Origin of the sequence: Niallia sp. Man26 (assembly GCF_022049065.2) — a bacterium.
Classification (GTDB): domain Bacteria; phylum Bacillota; class Bacilli; order Bacillales; family Cytobacillaceae; genus Niallia.
In genome coordinates, this window is the sequence record NZ_CP095745.1 from 165996 (window position 1) to 187360 (window position 21365).

The window sequence follows — 21365 nt, forward strand, 5'->3', positions numbered from 1 at the left end:
GGCAATAAATATGTCTAAGTTAGACTATACAATTAAATTAGTATATCCAGATTGGGTTGTCGATAATCTCAGAGATAAAAGAATGGGGTTCTCAGGAAAATATAAAAACTATAGTTTTCCTATAGGAGCGAAAATGTTAGTATATCTAACCGAGCAACAAATGATAATGGGAATTAACACTGTGAAAGGAAACTGGAAAGATGGTGAAATTTATCCTTCAGGTTCAGGTTATCCAATAAATCTACCAGTAGTTATGGATTATGAAGTCCCAAAAGACGGGATTGGATTAACTTTAAAAGAAGTTAAGAATATCGTGGACTATTTTCAACCTCGAAAAGACTTAAGTTTTTTTCCACTATCTGAAGATCAATACATGACTTTAGAGAAGTTACTGATTGAGAAGAATAGATGAATAGATTAAAATAATCGCCTGTGTAGTGTAACAAGGGATATTAGCAGCATCATGCAGTTTTTATAATATCAATGTTCAAAAAGTTTAGATGCTTGAGCAAGTTTGCTGATATAAAATTTTACAAATGAAAAAGTAAGTATTGATTAGTTGGGGGAGAAATTTTATTAATATTGAAGAGTTAATTAAAATGGGACCGATAGGTGTGATTCCTGTAGTAATTATCTTTTTAAGTTTTGGAATAAATAACTTTAATGTGCTAAGTGTAGAAATAAGGTTAATGACAAATGTTAAAAAAATATCTCTTTTTTTGTATTATCTAATATTCGTATCTATTATAGTGGCATTTATTCTTGAACTTTCTTTGATATTTACAGCAGGTGTTAATATTACCAATTATACGGAGCTATTCACAAGTAGTGTTGCAGCATTTGTTGTCGCTTTAGGAATAACTATTGGTACATTTGTAATTATTTTTATTGTTGTAAAGTTAATGGGGTATAAAAAAACTTTTTTTATAAAGGATGATTCTCTAGACGAGAATAAGTGGTTTATTATTCGAAGAGTAGATTCTCAAAGGATATTATTATCTGATAATGATAATTCCTTTAAGTTTATACAATTGGATGATTTAAAGGATATTACCATTACCAGTGAAGATGTACAATTAAAAGAATTACCATCCAATATTGAGAATTTTATTAATAAGAATAAGCTTTCAATTTACCTTATATGTTTAATTAGTCTATTGGCTAGTATACTTATTATTGAATTTGTGAAATCCAATGTTTGGTATTGTATAGGATGTACCTTGCTTGCTATAGATATAATTTTCTTTGTAATTGTAATTACAATTTCTACAGATGTTAAGGAGATAAATAATAATACATAACCACTGATATTAGTCAGTGGTTTTAAATATTGGAAATTTAATCTGTTAACATGCCACTGTATGTTCTCTTATAATGGATTTTTTCTTATTCAATTGAGTGAATTTAATCGTCGATTAAGACTTCCTTCGATGTTTTTTGGTGATACTTCCGTAAAAACTCTGCATCCTATTTGATGATAGTGTCTAATCCAACTTCTTACGATTTATGATTATAGAGATAAATCTGGAATAACTGGGTGTCATAAAAATAGTTACGAATCATAAGGAAAGAAGATAAATTCTGATATACTATAATTTTTTTCTTAATCGCACATTATAACCATTATGTGCGATTAGATATGAATAAAAGGGTTTATTTATTTTTAGAACTTTTATTCGGACTCAATTCTAAGTTCAGTTTGTGGCTAAAAGTTATTTAAAGAAAACATAAAGAAAGATTTCAGCTGAGAGCAAAAGTGAATAGAACTAAGGCTATTAATTAAATGAAAACAAATTAGGGCGATTATAAAAATGTAAGAAAGAAAATTGAGAGGCGGCTGAGTTGCTAGATGTAAAAATAATTAGGAAACAAAAATATAAGAGATAAAAGGCTAATGTAATATTGAAACCTTAACTATTCTAAATTCGTATACAAGGAGTTATTTATTATATAAACTTTGGAGCTGATAGTGTGTTTAATTTAGAAAAGGAAAGAATTCAGATGTTAACGGTAGGAACCGATTCAGAAGACGAATTGGCAGCAATGAAGGGACAGACAGTTGAGTTTAGAAAACAATTTGGTAAAATACTAAGTAAAAGCAGAAAAGATGTAAAGAGTGACTATTGTTTTCATTGCGGTAAGGAATGTAGCAGTTATTGTAATTCCCATTCTATCCCTGCATTTGTCTTAAAGAATATTGCTGTGGAAGGTTCCGTCTATAGTAATATTAAATTAATCAGTTTACCATTATTAGACGATGCTAAAGGGGTAAAACAGGCGGGGACGTTTCAATTAATCTGTCGAAGTTGTGATAGTAAAATTTTTAGTGAGTATGAAGAACCAGAAAACTATACAAACACACCAACACAGAAAATGATTGCACAAATAGCAATGAAAAATTCTTTAAAAAGTATAGCAAAGAGAAAATCAGAAAATGCCATTTACGATAATCTACATAATATAGGCCTACCTTTTGGTTTACGTGATGGAAAGCATGAGGTCAATAACTTAGACTTAAAAGAAAATATGGACGATTACAATCAGGCAAAGAGAGTTTTAGAAAAAGAATTAGATGACGGATACAATTTATTTTATCACGAAAAACTAGAATACGTTGTACCAATCGCCTTTCAAAGCAGTGTAGCAGTATTATTTGACTTTGAAGATGCTACTATAAATAATATATATAATTCTTCTTCCAAATATACGATAAAAGGTGTTCATATATCTGTGTTTCCGTTAGAAGATTCAAGTGAAATCATGCTGTTTGTCGATTCAAGTAACAAGCGATATAGATATTTCATTAAACAATTTAATAAATTATCTCATGAAGATAAATTAGCTGCCATAAATTTTATGATTTTTAGTTTATCGGAAGATGTATATATAAGTAAGAGTGTTTCAGAGGAAGTCATACAAAATAAAGAATTAGTTTCAGTTAGCCAACTAACACCCGACATTCTATCAGTAGAGCCATCTTTTGATCCTTTACCAATTGCTAGAGAATCATTCGGATTCTCTAGAATGAAGGACATTCCGAACCTGTTATTAGAGGAATATAAAATTCGATAATGATTTAATAGTTATAAGTATTTGTTCCGCAATTTTTAAAAAAGTACGTTGATTCATTAGTACGATAGCATTGGTATAATCACGCTTTAATTCCAATTTTAAATCGATTACGCAATATTAAATCACAAGGTAAATTATATGAAGTACAAGAACTGAAACATTGACCAAAGGGCTGCATGTCATTTGGTCAATTTTATATAAAATTTTAATTTAAATTCATTATTAAAGGGTTTTATAACTTTCTTTAGCAGAAATTTTGATAGAATTTTTACTTAATTGCATTTTTATAGAGTACTGCACTTAATATTATAAGAAACTGTATCGATCCTGTTATAAATGAAATGTCAATGAGTTTTTACTTTATCCTGTTACTCAACTGAAAAGGTATGACAAGTAGAAGATTTATTGCTACAAGGTGCAGATTTCAGCAAGAACGAATGAAGATGAAAACAAGTGAATATAAAATACAAAAAGAAAGTGAGCAGTATCTTTAGTAGACAATTGGAAGTTTAAATGTGGTTAAACGAAAATACAAATGATATTTCTGATTGCTTTTCTTTCTTATCTTTAAGCTCAATCCTTTTTTCATCTCTTTCTTTTATATCCAGAAGGCATTATACAGTTATCAGGTTCTCGTCTGTTTAACCGCTCGATAACCTAAAAGGAAAATGAAGATGGCACATTAATGTTTACAACACTCCAATGCGTTGGGAAAGGACCTCCATCCTATGTAGATAAAAAACACTTCAAGAAGAAACAGATGAGATACTCAATAAACACAAAAACAAGTTTATTTCGACCAGCAAAGGGAGAAGCTATAATAAAATTAATTAACCTTCAGAAGCCATATAGCAATTAAAAAATCCGATTTACCTCTTTGACATCAAAGGGGTAAGTCGGATTTTTATTGGTTAAAATATGACAATATAAGGAGAGAATCACTAGTATATAAAATCTTTTGATTTATAAACAAATTAAAAATTTTTGTCGAGTATTGATTAAATAGACTTTTTTGGGGTTAACTTTTCAATGTTTTTCTCATTTAAATTGAGTAAATAGATTGATTGGACATTGCCAATTAAGTGGTAAAATTGAAATTATAATAACTGTTTTTTCTATCCTTTAAAGGAGAGGATGTAATTTGAAAAGTTTAGATTCTTCTAGTTTGCAAGATACAATGGAAGAAAGAGCAAACCATTATAAAAATCTACGAGAGCAATTTATTCAATTAAAAACGAGATTCAGTGAAATAGTTGATTTAGAAGACTTCGAAGGTCAAGGTGCTGAAGCGATAAAGAGTTTTTATCAAGGGCAAATGGATGTGATAGAAGCCTGGCAACGGCTTGTAGATAGGCAAATAGCTTTTTTCGGGGGAGTTTCCGGTAAACTGCAAGATAAAGAGCTGGGAGGCAATACAAGGGTTGAAACAAACTTCTTAGAGGACGACCTAGCTCAAAAAGAAAGACTAGCCGATGATATGGTTACAGAACAAAAGAAGGCTTTAGATGATATATTCCGAGAGATAGACGATTTAGTTTCTTTAAATTCATTCTCACGCTCCCAATTCGATGACCTAATGATGGACGTTAATAAAAAAAGAACGGATACATTAAAGGTCATTAATGAAGTAGACCAAGAACTGCAAGAAGAATATAATTCTTCTGAGGGAGAAGAGGGCTATGTTATCCAATTGTTTAGCGCTTTATTAGAAGCGACTAAGCAGGGTGATAGTATTACACCAATAAATTTTAATGCTGAGGCTTTTCATGCTAGTGAGGCTTACCAAGTTAAATCTGAAGCAGAAGATATTACAACTGGTTATCTTACATATAAAAAAGAAGAAAAAGAAGCAAGAGAAATAGAGAATCGTCCTTGGTATGAGGATTTATGGGAAGGGACCAAAACGTTTGCTGGTGAGTTTAGTGGATATTATGATTATCTTAGAGCCACGGAAGGTGTAGATCCTGTAACTGGAGAAAAGCTTTCTACTACGCAAAGAGTAACTGCAGGGGCAATGGCATTAGCTGGCTTTATCCCTGTTGTTGGTTGGGCAGGAAGAGCAGTTAAAGGTGGTAAAGGTATCTATTCCGCTACGAGAGGAATAAGTGCTGCCGAACATGCTATGAGTGCCTATAAGAATGTCCATACATTTTCTGCATTAGAAAAAACGGAGATGGGTATCTATGGCCTTATATCTGCCAATGGTTTATCTGAATACCTAACAGGTAAAGACATGCTTGGTAATGAACTAACAGAAGAACAGCGGAATGCAAGCCTTGCACAAGGTATTTTTGCTGGGATGCCATTTGTACCAAGTATAGCAAGGGAAGCTACTAGATTGGGAAAACAAGCAGTAAATGCGTCTGTACAGATAGGAAAACAAGGTAGCGAGATTTCCCGAGCATGGCTAGACAACCTAAGTGATCAATTAAATAACTTTGGTCCACAGTTAAGTGCTGCTGGAGTTAATCATAATGTAAATCGTATTCTTCCTAGTGACAGAAAACTAAATACCTCCAATGATAAATCAAAAGAACAACTTTTGAGTATGATTTCGGATCGAAGTAGTGGTGTTAGTAGAAGTTCAATAAAGATTGGGACTGAAGATATTTCTGCATTAAGGGGAAAATGGAATGTTCCTAAAACAGAAACAGTGGCTGTAGGTAAAACAGACGTGGAAGGATTAGAACATTTAACTTTTGTTGGGGGTTCTCCGAAGGTTAGAAAAGAAGCAGATCTTCCTGATTTAGATGAAGCCATGCCTAATAGAAATATAAAGGCACCTAGCAATAATCCGCTCTTTACAAGACATGCAGAAGAAGGAGTTCTTAATGAGTTTGATGCCGCTGTTATGCAGAAGGGATTGAACCCAGAAGAAGTTACAGGTACATTAAGATTACATCAGTCTAATCCATCTGGTGTTTGTAGGAAGTGTTATCAAGGATTAGCTAATGATAAAGTACCCGCTGGCGTTTTAAAACAATTGAGTCAGCGCTATCCTAATTTAACCATTATAGTTACTTCTGAAACTAATGAAGCTGTTAAGGTTACAGGTAGGTTAGAATTAAATATTAGAAACGGAAAATATATAGAATAGAGAGATTAATAGGAGGGATATTATGGAAGAACATACATTTAGCCATTTAACAGATGAAGGAAAAGTACTCTTTTTTATTCTGCTTTCAAAAGAAATTTTAAGCGACTTTACACAAGTTGAAGATAGACAGCTAGCACAAAATGCTCTTTCAAAAAGTTTGGAATGGGTTAAAAACAAAGAAGAAATTGGTTACGAACTTTATGATTTGTTGGATGATGAAGAGAATGGAATCACAATTATTCAAGAGATGTCCGAAAATGAGAAAGATATCGCTGCATGGAATTGTATTATTGACACAGTTGCTTATACAAGTCGAAAAGCAATGGAAATGGAGGGTGTAGAATACTTTCCAGAACCAATTGCTCTAGTAGATGATACATTAGTGGAACATTTTATTAGTTCTATTGAACAAGTTAAAGGTGATTCTACTCTCCTAATAAAGAATACATACGAGCAACTTTTCTCAAACTTAGATAAAGCATAAAATATTTAATATTATTTCTTTATTTTTAAGGATGATGCCGATATCATTGGATGTTGGCATTTTTTAAATAACATCCCTAAGAAAGAGGAGTCTGAGGCACGAAGACAAGACTTGGAGTTTAGCCATACAGGAAAACTAGTTATTTTCATTCGTGAGGTTAATAGTATGTTAAACAGAAGTTAGGATTTTATAGAGAAGTAGCAAATGTAGTTCAAGAGGCATCCAAAGATAAATATAGAGTAAGGTTAATTAGAGAGAGTATACAACTACCACAGACCATTGGAAAAAGCAAATCCTAAAATGGACGACTCGAGATAATGAATACCTAGAGTCAAATTATCTTGATATTGAAGTAGGAGGGGTACAGGATGAAGCTGTATTTTAAAGAAGAATATCTAGGTGATATACAGAATGCAAATAGAGAAGGCCCTTGGGTATATGGGACATTCAAACCGAAAGAGAACATTGAAAAGTATAAAATATTTTTAGAGGCCTTAACGAATGAAGACCATAAGTTTGAAGAAGAACAATTTGATGCAGAATGGTTAGATAAAAGGAACTGGTTTATTACCGATGACCAGGGGAATAGAGAAGGAATTGAAATTCCTGCTGTTTATCCAGATGGGGATATTAATTGGCGTTGGAGATAAGAGAATAGTGAATTAGGGAAAGAGCTGCTATTTGTGGCTTTTTTCAGTTAGAAAAATACCAAATTCTTTCCTGTATTAAAGTCAATAAAAAATAGGTTCGGTAAACAATTGCTATCACAAAACAAATTAAATGACGTAAGTATGACTATGAATATAATAACGGCCACTTTAAGGTTCATCTTTATAACCTGGCATCCAACCCCATTTTAATGGACTACATATGCTATTTGATGAAGTGGTTCAACAAACAAACAATAGAGGCATTATGTTAAGTGTCAATGAAGTTAGTAAATATGGCAATTACTTTTGAGCAAGTGAATCGCAAGACATTAAACTGAGTTATACCGCAAGAACCCTCATGTAAATTAGGGTTTCTCGTCTTAAATTTAAAAGCCTCACAATTTATTTAATCCTATACTATGGTTATTAAATCATGGTGTTTACATATGAGGGATAAAAATACAATAATCTAGTTAATTAACTAATTAATGAGGCAGAGTTATCGCCAAGTGTATCTAATTTCACTAAAGAAATCACAAAATTGAAGTGGTTTTTTAGTAAGAACCAATAATCTGGATAGATATAAACAAAGTCTTTCATCACCTCTTCGGAATAATATAGTAGATAATCTACTTTTTTTATTTCGAATTTTTCCAAATCATATAAAAGGGCGTGTTGGATGGTGTAATAATCATTAATTTGATAGATATTTGGTTTTACAATATTCAGGTTATTTGTTTGGATGTAGCTTAACAAATGCTGTTTTTGTAGGCCTACACTATCTTCTTTTGATAAACCTTCTAAGGATATCCGTTCATTTATAAAATAAATAGCATTCATGCATTTACCTCCGTATACAGTGTTATTTCAATGATTGACAGAGTTTGTATGAAATATTCTTTTATTGGAAGATAAAGAAATTTTTATAATCAAATAGGATCATTAAATTTGGAATAATAGAGAGAGGTAATTAACAAAATAACACCAGTTAAAGCAGAAGATAATGATTACTTAATTAAAGGAGAGGTAACGAGTTCAAGTTCACCGTAATAAAGAAGGGGGGGGAATTACTAATTTCTAGCATGTAGTTAAGTTAGTAAGATTAGGTACGATGAATGAAACAAAGAAGAATTATTTAGTATGATATCTGGGCGTAAGAATGGAGTAAGTAAATCTAAAGTTAATTCTGTCCTAAATGATTCAGATTTAGATGCGAAGTAAAATTTAATTGATATCGGCTGAATATTTGTATAATATTGTAATTAACAAAAATATACAAATAAGGTTGGGGATAATCATGAAACGTTTCATTGGTGGTATTATTTTTTTGATTTTGTTATCTGGTTGTGCAGAACAGAATAGCTCCTCCGTTGCAAGCGTAATAAATTACAATGATGAATTGTATATTGCTGCTCCAAAATTAGACAGTAATAATTACTCCATTGATAAAGAATTAGGTACTATACAAGACACAGTTTCACCAACAGATACGAAACCCCAGAAAAACTTTAGTTCGAACTATTATGAAAAAGGTACTGTCATATATTCTTCTAAAGAAGATGAAGATATTATACTAGTTAAAGAAAATGATGAGGTAATTTTATACGAGAAGGAATAGAATATTTTTCTATTCCTTCTTTTTATTTCCATTTTTATGATGTATACTTTATTTTGTCAGAATATTAAATATTTAGGTGGTGTTTTAATGAATGCTTGTAATGAGTTAAGTTTTATAAAGAAAGTAACATCCGTTTTATTGGGAATTATTTTGGGTTTATTAGTTTTGGATGGCTTTCTTTCCAGTGCAGCACCTACAACTGTACACTTGCTTTCAAGAAATGCAGTTGATGGAGGGAATAAGATTCACTATAGTGCTGCTACTGAATATGAGGACTATCTACCTTCTGGGATTTCAGGATGGAATAATCTAGGGGGTCCTAAGTTTGCAAAAGATACTGCTTCTACTGTTCAAGATTTAAAAATTTCTGATGTATATTCAAAAGGTGAAGCTACTTATGGATTATATGTACCGATTATAGGAGGACAGGATAAAATTTACTTTAATATCTATATGATGGACAAGCTACCTTCAACCAATCAAAAGAGTGTAGTAGCCCATGAATTGGTCATGCTATTGGTTTAGGAGATCACTATAGTGGATATTCCGGTGCTTTAATGTATGGTTATGGTAATTCTAATAAAAACACTAAACCACAATCTCATGATAAAAGTGACTTTAATAAACTTTGGAAGTAAAACAAGGGAGATATTAATATGAAATTTCATCTTAAATTTATAAAGGTAACCATTTTTTCTTTCATTAGTACTCTAGTATTGGGTAGTGGTGTATTTGGTGTTTATTCATACTTTTTTAAAGAAAAAGATTCTATTGTTAATGCAAACTATGCTTTTGACCCAAACGAAAAGGAAGAATTGGTGGGGTTCTCATCTAACGTTTTTGTTGGAACTGTTATAAAGAAAGAGACGGAATATCCAGATGAGCCTTTACCACTAACTAGTTATCAAGTTCAAGTAGATGAAAATATTAAAGGAAACCTCACTGGGCAGGTTAATGTTCTTCAAAGAATCGGCTATGATGAAAATAAAAATACTACTATAAAGTTCGAAAATGATGAATTTTTGTCAGAAGGGGAGCAATACTTGTTTTCTACTAACGAAAAAAATGAATTTAATGGATATATAATTTCTACTCCTGTTTTTGGCAATGAACTGTTAACTAAAACAAATGAAGACCAAGTCGTGTCTGAGTTTATAGTAGCAGAGGAAAATGAAGTGGATCCTATGGAAGAAATAGAGTAGTATATTTTATTGAAAGAATAAGAGAACAAAGATTGATTTACTAATTTTTATAAATTATTAAAATAATTTGCAACATGTTACTTTTGATTAGGTATTACCAATGAGGAAAAGTGGATTTTTAAAATACAGATTCATTCCTGTAAAACTCTAATACAACCTCACATTTTAACGAATTAAATATTGTTTTAATTAAATAAAAACAGAGCCATTATTTTAACGGCTCTTTTTAAACTAATCAAGCATTATAACAAAATCTGGGTTTGCAATACTAGCTTTTCTCATAGACATTTCGCTTATCAACCCTTTTTAAATATTAATTCTATTATACCTTTTCTAAATTCCATAATTTAAGTTGTCAACTAATTGCTAACTAAGCAACCATCTTATCTCTACTATGTATTTTTTGCCTAATTCTTAGTTTGGTTCAAACCTTTGAATACTTTTTTCTGAAATCATTTTATTGGTTTAATCGAGTAATCTCATTCAAAAAATTCTTTTACTTGGTGGTACATATAATTTTTATTTAACCAGAGGGCTTGTTTTACCATATAATTATCTGTCAAAATATCTTTCATATCCTCTGGTCTTTCTTTCCAATTTGCAGGAGATGGTAGCCGATCTGAATTTTTACTTTCAAAATAGTCCGACTCGACAGCTGAAGGTCGAATGTGAAGAATTTGAGGACCACTCACTTGGCTCGGCAGATTATTCTCTATTTGGTAACCCTTCTTACTCTTAACACGTTTATACGTTAACTCGACACCATTAATGAGTGTTTGTTTAATAGTTTCCCATGTTTTTTTGACGGTACCCATGAGGTCGTCTTCTGGCATATACCAAAATTTCGCACCCTTGAATATCTCTCCTTCTGGTGTTTCCTCGTAAACAACTAATAAGAATTTTGTTGTGGAAAGGTAGTCATACACTCGGGTATCTTCCCAGTCTAGCATACTAATATCTTTAATGAAGCTAACATTCGATTCAAGTTTAAATCCTTCAGTTGTGATTCTTTTTTCGGATGGTTTTTTTCTCTGATTAGCATTGACGGTAACTATTTTTACAGCAATTCCAGCTTTCTTAAACTCATCTGTTTCTTCTAAATCACCTGTTAGATTAAACATCTTCTGAGCAATTAGCCTTGAACTTGCTTTGTCATTCTTTTCCTTAATTTTTACACCAAATTTTTCTGCTAAGACTTTTTTATCCATATTGTAAAACGGTTTAAACTGATCGAGAATGATTTGTTCAAACGTTTTATGTTTTAACTCAGATAAATCTTTTATGATATGCTCTTGAGGACCAATTTGCTTAGCATCGATGGTTTTATGTAATTCAGGATAGTCATCTTGATAAGAAGAGTAAGTAATTGAACTCTTTAATTCGCCCTGTACAATTCGTTTTGTAATTTCCTTCATGTACGATGGCCTTAAAGAAAAGGCTCTTCTATGTGCCTTCTTATCACTAAAAGGTTGTTTTGTTTGATTCTCTTCACTTTTACTTCCTTTTGTCACTGCGCCAAGGTATTGAGTCATGCCTTCGGAAATATCCTCAGCTTTTCCCTGACGAATCATATCCATTATAATGTTCCAATCATTTTCAATGATTGCCCAATCATCATCTAATAAATCGTTCAAATTAAAAAGAATTGCGTGAGTCATTAAGAAATCTGGATAGATTGGGTATTCTTTTCCTTCAAATTGATAAAAGTTAACTGGATCATATTTATACAACAGGAGTTCTATAAGCTTTGATTTCTTTAAAAAAGAAGAATTTCGAAACTCTCTCTTGTATTCTTCATTGTAATCAAAAATGTTAAGAACTAGTCTTTCTTTGGCCCCCCAGGAGTTTTCTTTTTTGAAAAATTTGAGCCCCGCACATTTGAGCTCTACACCTAGATTATTGAAATCTGCCTCAGGTCGACTGTTATTCGCTAGCCCGAACCAATCTTTTTCAACAGCATTTCCAAGCCAACCTTTATTTCTTGGGCTAGCGTACCACTTATTGACATTCTCTTGTGTGACAAGCTCCTTTATCATTTTACCAACAGCAGCTTCACCACGTTCTTTTATTTCTCGAATTGTTTTATATTCTCTATCCATTGCCATCTCCTTAATAGAAAAACTTAATCTACGGTGCAAATTCATTATAAAATACCTTCAACTTTTTGTCTGTATAGGTTATAATAATTCAATGATACGATATCCCGTATTTTTTAAGGGGAGTAAAAGCTATGATTAAACTACGCTTGAATGAAATTCTCAAAGAGAGAGAAATGCGCCAAAAGGACTTAGCAAAAGCTAGTGGGCTTCGTGAAAGTTCTATTAGCGATATGGTTCGAGGCATCCGTACTACGGTAAATTTAGAACAACTCGAGAAGGTGATGGACTGTTTGGAAATTACCGATTACAACGAAATCTTTGAGAAAGTTGAGGAAAAAGTGAATGTCTAAATATAAAGTATTTTCAATGTTTGACGGGGTTGGGGGCTTCGTGGTAGGTCTTGATAACGCAAACTTAACACTCAAAGAAACGTTCTTTGAAACAACAAACACTAATCAATTTGAACCATCTCGTAAATCACAAGATGCCTTTGAAGTAGGTGTCTATAATTATCCGCATGTTCATCACAGTAATGTTGATATCATGCAGGTTCCAAATGAATATTTCGAGGAAATGAAAGATCAGGGTGTAAACATGATAGTTGGTGGATTCCCTTGCCAAGACTATTCTGTTGCTCGTTCTAAAAAACATGAATTGGGTATCCAAGGGAAAAAAGGTGTTCTCTTTTGGGAAATTATTCGTGCGGTTAACCATATGAAACCTGAATATTTGATTTTAGAAAACGTTGATCGTTTACTAAAATCACCATCTTCACAACGTGGACGAGACTTTGCAATTATGCTTGGGGCATTTGCTCAACTTGGTTACTCTGTTGAATGGCGTGTGATTAACGCTGCTGATTATGGACGAGCTCAACGCCGTCGCCGTGTTTTCTTTTACGTGTATCGAAATGACACACCATTTGCCTTGGCAATGGATGCAAAGTATGGAAAACCTGAGAAAGAGCATAATGACATAACATTTGATGAAGCGACTTTTGATAACTACATCTTCCAAGATGGGTTGTTCGCCCGTCAATTTCCAATTGAACAAGATGCATACAAGAAACGTCACTACTCAGATACATTGTCTATTAAGGACATTCTCAACGAAGAGTACATCGTAGACATTTCTGACAATTTCACAGGTACTATTTGGAATACTGGTATTATGCGTTACGGCCAATACTTCACGATAGATACGGAACCAGTTAAGGAAGCACCAAAAACATTGGGGGAAATTGTTCAGGAAGCGAAAGAATATTATGTCCATAAAAATGGAGAAGAAGCGTACAACCAATATATTGCAAAATATCAGTTTGACGATGAAGACCAAAAGCTTAAGAAATTTGAATACTTACGTGGTCCTAAAAAAATTGAGCGAGTAGCTGAAAATGGCCATAAATATACTTTTAGTGAAGGTGGGATGAGTCCGTATGATTCTCTTGACTTGCCGGGACGTACAATGCTTACAAGTGAAGGTTCTGTAAACCGATCAACACATTTGCTTAAAGTCGATGGAAGATACCGACTGCTCACACCGATTGAAGCTGAATTATTGCAAGATTTCCCACCAGACTGGACAAAGCTCAAGAAAGATAGTCTTGGAAATGTTCATGAGGTTTCAGACCGTATGCGTTTGTTCTTCATGGGAAATGCCTTAGTTACAGGAATTGTTGAACGTATAGGTATTGAGTTAGGAGAAATCGTACGAGAGTATAGTACAGTAGAAGTTTAAAAGAATATGGTGTTTAGCTAAAGGACTCATAATCGAGTCCTTATCTAGCTATACCATATCAATAATTTCAGGGTCATCATTACTATTAATGCTTGGGTCTTGAATAAACAGCTTGAATGCAACATTCCCTATAGTATTTGTAGCAACCGCATCTACGGTACCGCCAATAATTCCTCCTGCAAAAGGCACCATCTTACCTAAATTTATGACTCCTTTTTCTCCAAACTTTGTTAGTAAACGAAAGCCTACAGTTTGGTTGATTTTTTTTATTACTTCGAAAGGGATTTTTTTAATACCGGTTACTGCAAGTTTTTTTCCTAACTGAACACCAGCATTTTTAAGAATATCTTTAGCTCCATTTCCGGCTAAACAGGCATAAACAAAAGATTTAACCTGGTCATCTTTTACATCATAGCCACCCATATGTGCAATAGCTGCGACCATTCTCATTTGAACTAAAATAACGCTAGTTATATTAACGGGTACAGCAACAGGTAATGTAATAAGTCCTCCCAAACCTGTTAAAAATCCACTTGTAGCACTTTTAGTGTTTTGCCATAATATTAAATTTTTAACTTTTTCATCTAAGGTTCCACTTTTATGTAAGTAACTATCAGCTAATTCTATGGCCGTGTCCATTCCAGGCACACCACCATTAATTGCTTTATCATAAGACCAATCTAAAGCCTTCATTATTGTGTCGTGTGTTAAAGATTTAGTTTTAGACAATTTCCTCACCTTTCTCTTAGAGAAATTATGGTAATATTATACTATAAAACCAAGTGCGAAAAATACTATTTTTCTCTTAAATAATAATAAATGATGTGTGAGTTTGCCTATAGAAGTTTGGATATGGAAGGTAAATGGCGGTAAAAGGTAGATATTTCTGTAATTGAATCAGATAAAAGTTAGAAGATATATTGTCGGTAGATTTCTCTATTCTATCTAAAAATCTTTTAAAAGTTCAAACAGAGTATGGAAAATATATAGATATGCTCGCAATAGATGAAGAGGGAAACCTACATATTATTGAATTAAAGAACAAATGAGCACCAAAAGAAGAAGTAGCTCAAGCATTAGGCTATGCTTCCTGGTACAAAATCTTTCATATGAACAAGTATTAAGAAATTTTGAGGATGAAAATAACGGACCCTTTGAAGAAGCATTTGCTGGAAAAACGGATATAGAAGCTGTTAAAGAAAACTGGATAAGATGAAGTCTAAAACTAGAAAAGAGAAAGAAACAGTTATTGAAAGTGGAACTTCTTTTTAGTGAGGTATGAATATGTTGAAAAATAATAATACATCAGTTGAGAATTTAGTTTATAAAAGGGCTGTAGATTGGTTAGTAATAAACTATAATGCAATAAAATTAATGGATCCAGAATCTAGACATACCTTTCAAAATAGTACGAATTTTATCCAAGGTTTCGTATATAGATGTTTAAGGTCCTCTGCAAAAGAAACTTTAGATATTAATTATGATTGGAATGGTATAGGGGTACATAAATATATTTCCCCAATAGCTTTAGAATTGTATGATAATAACAAAAAAACTTCATACATAAAGGAACACGTAGTATGTAAAAATATATATTTCAAAGATATAATTAAGGAACTAAAAAAAGATTCTCCTGATGAAGGGACCATTGGTAATGTCCTATTAAAGTATTACTTTACAGCTCTCATAACTAAAGAAGAGGATAAAAAATTAGATGAAAAAGGTCTAAGAAGGGTAATGTGTGTAAATGAGGAATGGGATTATGAAAGTTTGTTTATAAGGTATGAAATAGCAGGGGTCGAATTAGTTGAAAATCCATACTATGTCTTAAAGTAGAGTTTAAAAGTGTTGTTGATGATAATGGAAATTATAAGAAAAACACCAACAATGAACACTACTGACCGCTCGTTAGCACAAAATGATTCCGCTTTAAGGAAAGGTTTCAGCTTATTCCCTTTTTCGTGAAGAAGACCGAGGGCGTTCTGAAGAAATTATCAGAAAAAAGGATAACTATTTGTTTTCGTATTCTTTATATCTCATTTGTTCACCTCTTTTTTAATAGTCCAGTAAAGGGTTTTATTCCTATTTAATAAGTTGATTTCATTTTTTGTGATAATCTGGTAAATTGTTTAAAGTAAGAAGTTGCTTTTAAACAGGGGGACATTAGATTGGAAAAAAAACTAGTGAAAACGGGGATTTATACATTTATTGTTTCATTTTGCCTATTAGTAATCTTTAAGAATCGAGAAATAAGTGAGACAGATGAAGAGGGTTGGACATCAGTTACTGAAATCCCTTATTCTGAGCATTTCTTTGCTATTTTTAAGTATTCTATCATTATTTCTCTCATCGCTGTTTTAGTCATGTTGTTATGTATATTTGCAAAAAAGACTAAATCATAAATATTAAAGACATTAGCTGCTTTGGCAGCTTTTTTATTCCTTTTTTTAACAAAAAAAAGGAATAGTTGTAACTGTAAACCTGTGATAAACTAACCATAAAAATATCATGAAGCGAGAGTGGAAAACAATACTATGAAAAAGGTATTCTGTTACGGACTAATTTTTTCCTTAATATTATTATTATTACCTCATCAATCATTGGCAGATAATAAGATTGAGAATACAATTAAGTATATTCCTAATAAAGATAATTTATTAACAGGGGCTATTGAACAAGAAGGGCAAATTAATACTTATGAAATAACTCCTACGTCAAGTGGAGACATGGCTATTACTCAGATAGATGATGCTAGGATATGGGCGGTCCTTTATGATGAAAATATGAATTCTATGGATATGATTCGCGATCCTTCTGTTTTTCAAGTTGAAAAAGGACATCGTTACTACTTAAAGGTCAAAATGTTAATTAATATCCCTGAAAAGACGAGTAATTACCAATTTAAAGTTATTATGCCTAATGATAATCCAAGTTGGGACGAATGGAATGAACCTAATGACACTAATGGTTTAGCTTACCCTCTCCAAAGCGGGAAGGAAGCTGCGAGTAAGTTAGAGTATAAAGGTGATCGTAATATATATAAGATTAACGTCACAAAGGAAGGACAAATTTTTGGAACAGTATCAAATGAAAAACCATTTATTCAAGTGTATGATAGTACCGGGAAAAATGTAACTTGGAGGATGGGACATAATCCTGATGGACAATATATAGAGCCATTTGCTTGGGTAACTCCTGGAATTTATTATATAACTGTTGGATCTCCCACAGATGAACTGGAATCCTATAATATAAAGTTCACTTATCCTACAGATGTTAAAGTAGAGCAAGACGTGTTCGGTGAACCAAATGATGTTTTACAAGAAGCAAAACTTATAGAGCCAGATAAGATGTATAATTTTAAATTTGAAGATGAATTTGATGTTGACTGGTATAAGTTTGTTTTAACAGAACCTAAAAAAGTAGCTTTTGAGGGCAACCATGACCAATTAGATATTGGTATTATTAAGGGATTGAATGAACAAGGTGAATTTATAGAAGAAATATATGGAGAATCCAAAATAGGAAAAGATAAATTCCAGCAAACTTCTGATGTGTTACAACCTGGAACCTACTATTTTAAAGTTTATAGATACAATAGTTGGGGAGGACAGGAAAAAAGTCTAAAGAAAGGTAACTACACATTAAAACTAACTTACGTATCTCCTAATGATGTTAATACTATAGACTTGCCCTTAGAACAACCATTTACATCTACAATAGATTATTCTTTTGACAAAGATGGTTATTATTATCATGATCCTAATTTTACTGGAGTAATGCAAATACGTATAAAGTCAAAAACACCTGTTGATATTTCAGTATCCAACCCATATGTAAAACCAGTAATCACCAAAGAAGGGGAAGAAACAGTCTATACTTTCTTTGTATGGAAACAAGAAAGGTATGCTATTGTGGTCTCCTCTCCAAAAGGTGAGTATGGGGACACAGCAACTTATACATTCACTGCAACTAGAAAAGAAAAAACTACCGGACCTGAGATAAGTGGAGTACAAGACGTTTCTATTCCGATGGGAGGGTCTTTTGACGCTAAAGAGGGTGTCACAGCCTTTGATATTTCAGAAGGTAACCTAACCAGATGGATTGACATAAGTGGAGAAGTTGATGTTAAAATGCCTGGTACTTATAAAATAATATATTCAGCGCAAGACAGTTTTGAAAATAAAACGATAATTACTAGAAAAATTACTGTTTATGATAATGTGAGACCTGTTCTACGTGGGGTCAAAGATAAAACAATCAATATTAATTCTAAATTTGATCCAAAAGAGGGAGTATCTGCAGAAGATAATATAGATGGGAATATCTCTAAAAATATTATAGTCACTGGAAAAGTAAACACTAAGGTTAAAGGAGTTTATACTCTTACTTATAGTATAAAAGACAACAAGGGTAATACTTCCAAGCTTACACGTAAAGTAACTGTAAGAGATAATGTTAAGCCAGTAATATCAGGAGCGAACAACAAAACAATTAAAAAACACTCCTCATTTAACCCCCAAAAAGGAGTTACAGCGAAAGATAATGTAGACGGTAATTTGACCAAAAACATTAAAATAACTGGTATAGTGAATACGAATAGGAAGGGGAGTTACACAGTAACATACTCTGTTATTGACAAGTCAGGAAATAAAACTACTGTAAAAAGAAAGATAACAGTAAAATAGCACAGCATGGATTAAAGAAATCCTAAGAAGATATTTGTCACTTATTTAGAGTTTAATAACTAAAAATACTCGATATATTACTAGAAGCATTGATCCAGTAGGATTAATGCTTTTCTTTTTAGAGTTTTATCTGTACCTAAGGTGGGAAGCCAAACTTTTATTATTAAGAAGTTTCATTAGGAAAGGTAATTATGAATTGAAACGAATTGATTCTATCATGAAAGATTATGGGCTTGTATCTTCCTACAAAGTAGCACACCGTTCAAGCCACAGAAAACTCCCTGTGTAATGATTCAGCTCAGCCAAACGAATAGAAATGTAAGTTTCAGCAAACAGAAGTAAAAAAAATAGTCGTCAGTAATTTAGCATACGATAAAGTCAAAAATAATGGCATTACGTTACGTATGTATCTTTGACGATTTCTATCGCGAAATCATTGGCTTCAGCACAGGGCCCAACAAAGATTCGAGCCTTGTCTCACGAGCTTTTTTCCATTCAAGGTGATCTGCGGGATATACAGCTGTTTCACACCGACCATGGTAGCAAGTTTAAAAATCACCTTATCAACTAAACCTTAGCGGTCTTCCAGATTGGCCGCTCTCTAAGTATGAAAGGATTCCCAAATAATAACGTTGTGGCGGAATCTACATTTAGTTTCGGGAATATAAAGATTATTAGCAAAAAGCATGTTTCTATTCTATGTTTTCTTTGCTCTGCATAATAATTAATATTCTAAAATTAGAATAGGAGTGATTAGTAATGACTTCTACAAGACAAGATGCCTGGAAAGAGGAAGAAGACAAATTATTAGTAGATGTTGTTCTCCGTTTAATCAAAGAAGGTGGAACACAACTTCAGGCATTTGAAGAAGTGGGGAGAGAATTATCTAGATCGTCTGCTGCTTGCGGATTTCGTTGGAACTCATTTCTTCGGAAACAATATAAGGATGACATTACGATTGCAAAAAATCATAGAAAGCAGCTCAAAAAAGGAGTACTTATTACAATTGAAAAACCAATATTAGAAGAGAAAGAAGAACAACTCCCTGCTTCAGCAATAAAAGATGATGATGAGTTTGAACAGATTATACAATATTTAAAAGTGATAAATAAGAAGGCTTTAGAGCTTCATAAAGTAGAGGAATTTGAAAAAACTATATCTGACTTACTTACTGAAAATAAAAAGCTCCAAAAGGAACTTTCTGAGTTAAATACCTCACATAAAGATTTATTAAGCTTGATGGAGAAGGCAAGGGAAATGGTCCTTTTTGAAAGAAGAAATTAAACATGTTACCGTAACTAACTTATTGATAAAATAAGCAGCTTGGTTGCACCTTGCTGCTTATTTGCATTATTTTTTTCAGCCATAAACAATTAAGTAGTAAATAATTTATTTTGTTTATTTTTTAAGATAGTAGTAAAAGAAACTCAAGAATCAATCCAACAGTTTAATTGATTTATAACACTAGCAATGCGTTTCAAGCTTTCTTTCATACCATTGTTTAGGGATGATATTCCTTTCTAATTCTAATAATCCCTCAATGATTTGTTCTGCATCAGCAATGGAGTTAACAAGAGGATCTGTCAACATGGCTCTTCTAAGCTTGTTATAGCTTCCTTCAACAACTACTTCAGCTGTATGTTCATGTGTATCCAACACTAACTCTTCCATGCCTCGAATTCCTCGGGGCATTTCACCACTAAGTAAAGGTATTATTCCATCCATATTGACTTCGCATAACAATTCAAGGAAAGATTCATCATTCATATTGGTTATGGCACCTTGATTAAGTGTGTTATGGTAGAACGTTTTCCCTAATCCGCCCACCATACTTTCAATAATATCTGTAGCATGATCTGGTCCAAATGTATTCATATACTCGCTGTTAGGTGTTTTACCACTAAGGAAGCTATCAATCTGGTGCCACATCTCATTATGTCGTTTATAACGGTCTTCCGTTTCCCAAATGGATAATGGTGGTATCGTATCTTTTAGCTTTCCGAGCCCTTGCCAATAAGGAACATATTCCTTGGTATGAGAAGTACAGGTTGGTACATAGCCAAAAATATTGTATAGTTGGTAGCTTATGAAATCGTTGTAAAGAGCCTTGCACCAGTATCATCACCTACAGTTTCTGTCTCCGCTGTAAGTCTCAATGATTCAGCAATGGAAGAAACCCGGAAGGTTAACCTAAAAAATTAAACTATTTTTGTGAAACCTAATTAATAAATAAACGTATAGAAATAAACAAGATAATACTATTTTGTAAAACATGGTGAGAGAAGTACTATATACAACTAAAAGGTGAGAAGATATCTTGATGGCTCATGTTAATTAAAAGATTAGACGAAATATTATTAAATGTAGAGCTTTACTTATTAGGTAAGGCTCTTTTTTATTTTATATAAACAATTAACATTTTTGTATACATAGTCAGCTCAGTTTCGTTATAAGTGATGAAAGGAGTGAAAATGGTGCAGCCCTCAAATGAAGAAATAACAAAATTATCAAACGAAATATATCAATAGCTATGCTCGATGGGGGAAAATCCTCAAGATGCTAAGGAAATTGTTCAAGAATCTTAATATCGGGGTTTCTTGTACATAGAAGGGATAAACACAAGCTCATTTATATTTTGGCTTTACAGAGTTTCCATTAATCAATATTACGATATATATAGGAAAAACAAACGTTATACAATCATAAATCCCCCTCTTT

General features: G+C 32.6%; 19 protein-coding genes and 1 pseudogene. 16 read left to right on the forward strand and 4 right to left on the reverse strand.

Features of this window, described 5'->3' with window-relative positions; genetic code table 11:
* Positions 1–10 precede the first annotated feature (10 nt).
* From L8T27_RS27040 to L8T27_RS27065, 6 genes are all read left to right on the forward strand, one after another.
* On the forward strand, positions 11–412 hold the full coding sequence (locus L8T27_RS27040) for a hypothetical protein (protein ID WP_237944352.1): 402 nt from the start codon (positions 11–13) through the stop codon (positions 410–412).
* A 187-nt stretch (positions 413–599) separates the two neighbouring features.
* Positions 600–1301 (forward strand): hypothetical protein, encoded by a 702-nt coding sequence (locus L8T27_RS27045; RefSeq protein ID WP_237944353.1) that lies wholly within the window; start codon positions 600–602, stop codon positions 1299–1301.
* 670 nt (positions 1302–1971) lie between these two features.
* On the forward strand, positions 1972–3072 hold the full coding sequence (locus L8T27_RS27050) for a hypothetical protein (protein ID WP_237944354.1): 1101 nt from the start codon (positions 1972–1974) through the stop codon (positions 3070–3072).
* A 1141-nt stretch (positions 3073–4213) separates the two neighbouring features.
* Entirely contained in the window at positions 4214–6169 is a 1956-nt protein-coding gene (locus L8T27_RS27055) for a ribonuclease YeeF family protein (RefSeq protein WP_237944355.1), read from the forward strand.
* A gap of 22 nt (positions 6170–6191) precedes the next feature.
* The gene (locus L8T27_RS27060; protein ID WP_237944356.1) at positions 6192–6653 is read left to right on the forward strand and encodes an Imm6 family immunity protein; all 462 of its coding nucleotides are present in this window, start codon (positions 6192–6194) and stop codon (positions 6651–6653) included.
* A 368-nt stretch (positions 6654–7021) separates the two neighbouring features.
* Positions 7022–7303, forward strand: a complete 282-nt coding sequence (locus tag L8T27_RS27065) for a hypothetical protein (RefSeq protein WP_237944357.1) — start codon at positions 7022–7024, stop codon at positions 7301–7303.
* A gap of 477 nt (positions 7304–7780) precedes the next feature.
* Here the strand turns inward: L8T27_RS27065 and L8T27_RS27070 are convergent, their stop codons facing one another.
* The gene (locus L8T27_RS27070; protein ID WP_237944358.1) at positions 7781–8143 is read right to left on the reverse strand and encodes a hypothetical protein; all 363 of its coding nucleotides are present in this window, start codon (positions 8141–8143) and stop codon (positions 7781–7783) included.
* A 457-nt stretch (positions 8144–8600) separates the two neighbouring features.
* On the opposite strand from L8T27_RS27070, the gene L8T27_RS27075 reads away from it, so the two are divergent.
* From L8T27_RS27075 to L8T27_RS27085, 4 genes are all read left to right on the forward strand, one after another.
* Positions 8601–8921 carry a hypothetical protein gene (locus tag L8T27_RS27075; protein WP_237944359.1) on the forward strand — a complete coding sequence of 107 codons (321 nt, stop codon included), beginning with the start codon at positions 8601–8603 and terminating at the stop codon, positions 8919–8921.
* 87 nt (positions 8922–9008) lie between these two features.
* Positions 9009–9446, forward strand: coding sequence for a hypothetical protein (locus L8T27_RS27080; RefSeq protein ID WP_237944360.1), 438 nt, complete (start codon positions 9009–9011; stop codon positions 9444–9446).
* Between the two features lie 32 nt (positions 9447–9478).
* Positions 9479–9559: a hypothetical protein gene (locus L8T27_RS29020; protein WP_481858883.1), complete on the forward strand. Its 81-nt coding sequence runs from the start codon at positions 9479–9481 to the stop codon at positions 9557–9559.
* Positions 9560–9577: 18 nt separating this feature from the next.
* Positions 9578–10123 carry a hypothetical protein gene (locus L8T27_RS27085; RefSeq protein WP_237944361.1) on the forward strand — a complete coding sequence of 182 codons (546 nt, stop codon included), beginning with the start codon at positions 9578–9580 and terminating at the stop codon, positions 10121–10123.
* A gap of 479 nt (positions 10124–10602) precedes the next feature.
* Here L8T27_RS27085 and L8T27_RS27090 read toward each other — a convergent pair whose 3' ends face one another.
* Positions 10603–12222 carry a MutH/Sau3AI family endonuclease gene (locus L8T27_RS27090; RefSeq protein WP_237944362.1) on the reverse strand — a complete coding sequence of 540 codons (1620 nt, stop codon included), beginning with the start codon at positions 12220–12222 and terminating at the stop codon, positions 10603–10605.
* Positions 12223–12353: 131 nt separating this feature from the next.
* Between L8T27_RS27090 and L8T27_RS27095 the strand changes: the two genes are divergently transcribed.
* Together L8T27_RS27095 and dcm are read left to right on the forward strand one after the other, a co-directional pair.
* Positions 12354–12572 (forward strand): helix-turn-helix domain-containing protein, encoded by a 219-nt coding sequence (locus tag L8T27_RS27095; protein ID WP_237944363.1) that lies wholly within the window; start codon positions 12354–12356, stop codon positions 12570–12572.
* The gene (gene dcm / locus L8T27_RS27100; protein WP_237944364.1) at positions 12565–13959 is read left to right on the forward strand and encodes a DNA (cytosine-5-)-methyltransferase; all 1395 of its coding nucleotides are present in this window, start codon (positions 12565–12567) and stop codon (positions 13957–13959) included. The genes L8T27_RS27095 and dcm overlap by 8 nt, the downstream gene beginning before the upstream one ends.
* A gap of 48 nt (positions 13960–14007) precedes the next feature.
* On the opposite strand, the gene L8T27_RS27105 is transcribed toward dcm, so the two are convergent.
* The gene (locus L8T27_RS27105; protein ID WP_248574515.1) at positions 14008–14652 is read right to left on the reverse strand and encodes an EcsC family protein; all 645 of its coding nucleotides are present in this window, start codon (positions 14650–14652) and stop codon (positions 14008–14010) included.
* Between the two features lie 591 nt (positions 14653–15243).
* Between L8T27_RS27105 and L8T27_RS27110 the strand changes: the two genes are divergently transcribed.
* From L8T27_RS27110 to L8T27_RS27125, 4 genes are all read left to right on the forward strand, one after another.
* Positions 15244–15795, forward strand: a complete 552-nt coding sequence (locus L8T27_RS27110) for a hypothetical protein (protein WP_237944366.1) — start codon at positions 15244–15246, stop codon at positions 15793–15795.
* Between the two features lie 332 nt (positions 15796–16127).
* The gene (locus tag L8T27_RS27115) at positions 16128–16361 is read left to right on the forward strand and encodes a hypothetical protein (protein ID WP_237944367.1); all 234 of its coding nucleotides are present in this window, start codon (positions 16128–16130) and stop codon (positions 16359–16361) included.
* A 132-nt stretch (positions 16362–16493) separates the two neighbouring features.
* On the forward strand, positions 16494–18647 hold the full coding sequence (locus tag L8T27_RS27120; protein WP_237944368.1) for a DUF5011 domain-containing protein: 2154 nt from the start codon (positions 16494–16496) through the stop codon (positions 18645–18647).
* A gap of 759 nt (positions 18648–19406) precedes the next feature.
* Positions 19407–19931: an RsfA family transcriptional regulator gene (locus tag L8T27_RS27125; protein ID WP_237944369.1), complete on the forward strand. Its 525-nt coding sequence runs from the start codon at positions 19407–19409 to the stop codon at positions 19929–19931.
* 180 nt (positions 19932–20111) lie between these two features.
* Here L8T27_RS27125 and L8T27_RS27130 read toward each other — a convergent pair.
* Positions 20112–20815 (reverse strand): annotated as a pseudogene (locus L8T27_RS27130) (family 4 glycosyl hydrolase); the annotation flags it as partial.
* Between the last annotated feature and the right edge of the window lie 550 nt (positions 20816–21365).

Coding starts and splice junctions, on each gene's coding strand:
- L8T27_RS27040 (WP_237944352.1), top strand. CDS start 11: ATGTCTAAGTTAGACTATACAATTAAATTAGTATATCCAGATTGGGTT.
- L8T27_RS27045 (WP_237944353.1), top strand. CDS start 600: ATGGGACCGATAGGTGTGATTCCTGTAGTAATTATCTTTTTAAGTTTT.
- L8T27_RS27060 (WP_237944356.1), top strand. CDS start 6,192: ATGGAAGAACATACATTTAGCCATTTAACAGATGAAGGAAAAGTACTC.
- L8T27_RS27065 (WP_237944357.1), top strand. CDS start 7,022: ATGAAGCTGTATTTTAAAGAAGAATATCTAGGTGATATACAGAATGCA.
- L8T27_RS27070 (WP_237944358.1), bottom strand. CDS start 8,143: ATGAATGCTATTTATTTTATAAATGAACGGATATCCTTAGAAGGTTTA.
- L8T27_RS27075 (WP_237944359.1), top strand. CDS start 8,601: ATGAAACGTTTCATTGGTGGTATTATTTTTTTGATTTTGTTATCTGGT.
- L8T27_RS27080 (WP_237944360.1), top strand. CDS start 9,009: ATGAATGCTTGTAATGAGTTAAGTTTTATAAAGAAAGTAACATCCGTT.
- L8T27_RS29020 (WP_481858883.1), top strand. CDS start 9,479: ATGTATGGTTATGGTAATTCTAATAAAAACACTAAACCACAATCTCAT.
- L8T27_RS27085 (WP_237944361.1), top strand. CDS start 9,578: ATGAAATTTCATCTTAAATTTATAAAGGTAACCATTTTTTCTTTCATT.
- L8T27_RS27090 (WP_237944362.1), bottom strand. CDS start 12,222: ATGGATAGAGAATATAAAACAATTCGAGAAATAAAAGAACGTGGTGAA.
- L8T27_RS27095 (WP_237944363.1), top strand. CDS start 12,354: ATGATTAAACTACGCTTGAATGAAATTCTCAAAGAGAGAGAAATGCGC.
- dcm (WP_237944364.1), top strand. CDS start 12,565: ATGTCTAAATATAAAGTATTTTCAATGTTTGACGGGGTTGGGGGCTTC.
- L8T27_RS27105 (WP_248574515.1), bottom strand. CDS start 14,652: ATGAAGGCTTTAGATTGGTCTTATGATAAAGCAATTAATGGTGGTGTG.
- L8T27_RS27110 (WP_237944366.1), top strand. CDS start 15,244: ATGTTGAAAAATAATAATACATCAGTTGAGAATTTAGTTTATAAAAGG.
- L8T27_RS27120 (WP_237944368.1), top strand. CDS start 16,494: ATGAAAAAGGTATTCTGTTACGGACTAATTTTTTCCTTAATATTATTA.
- L8T27_RS27125 (WP_237944369.1), top strand. CDS start 19,407: ATGACTTCTACAAGACAAGATGCCTGGAAAGAGGAAGAAGACAAATTA.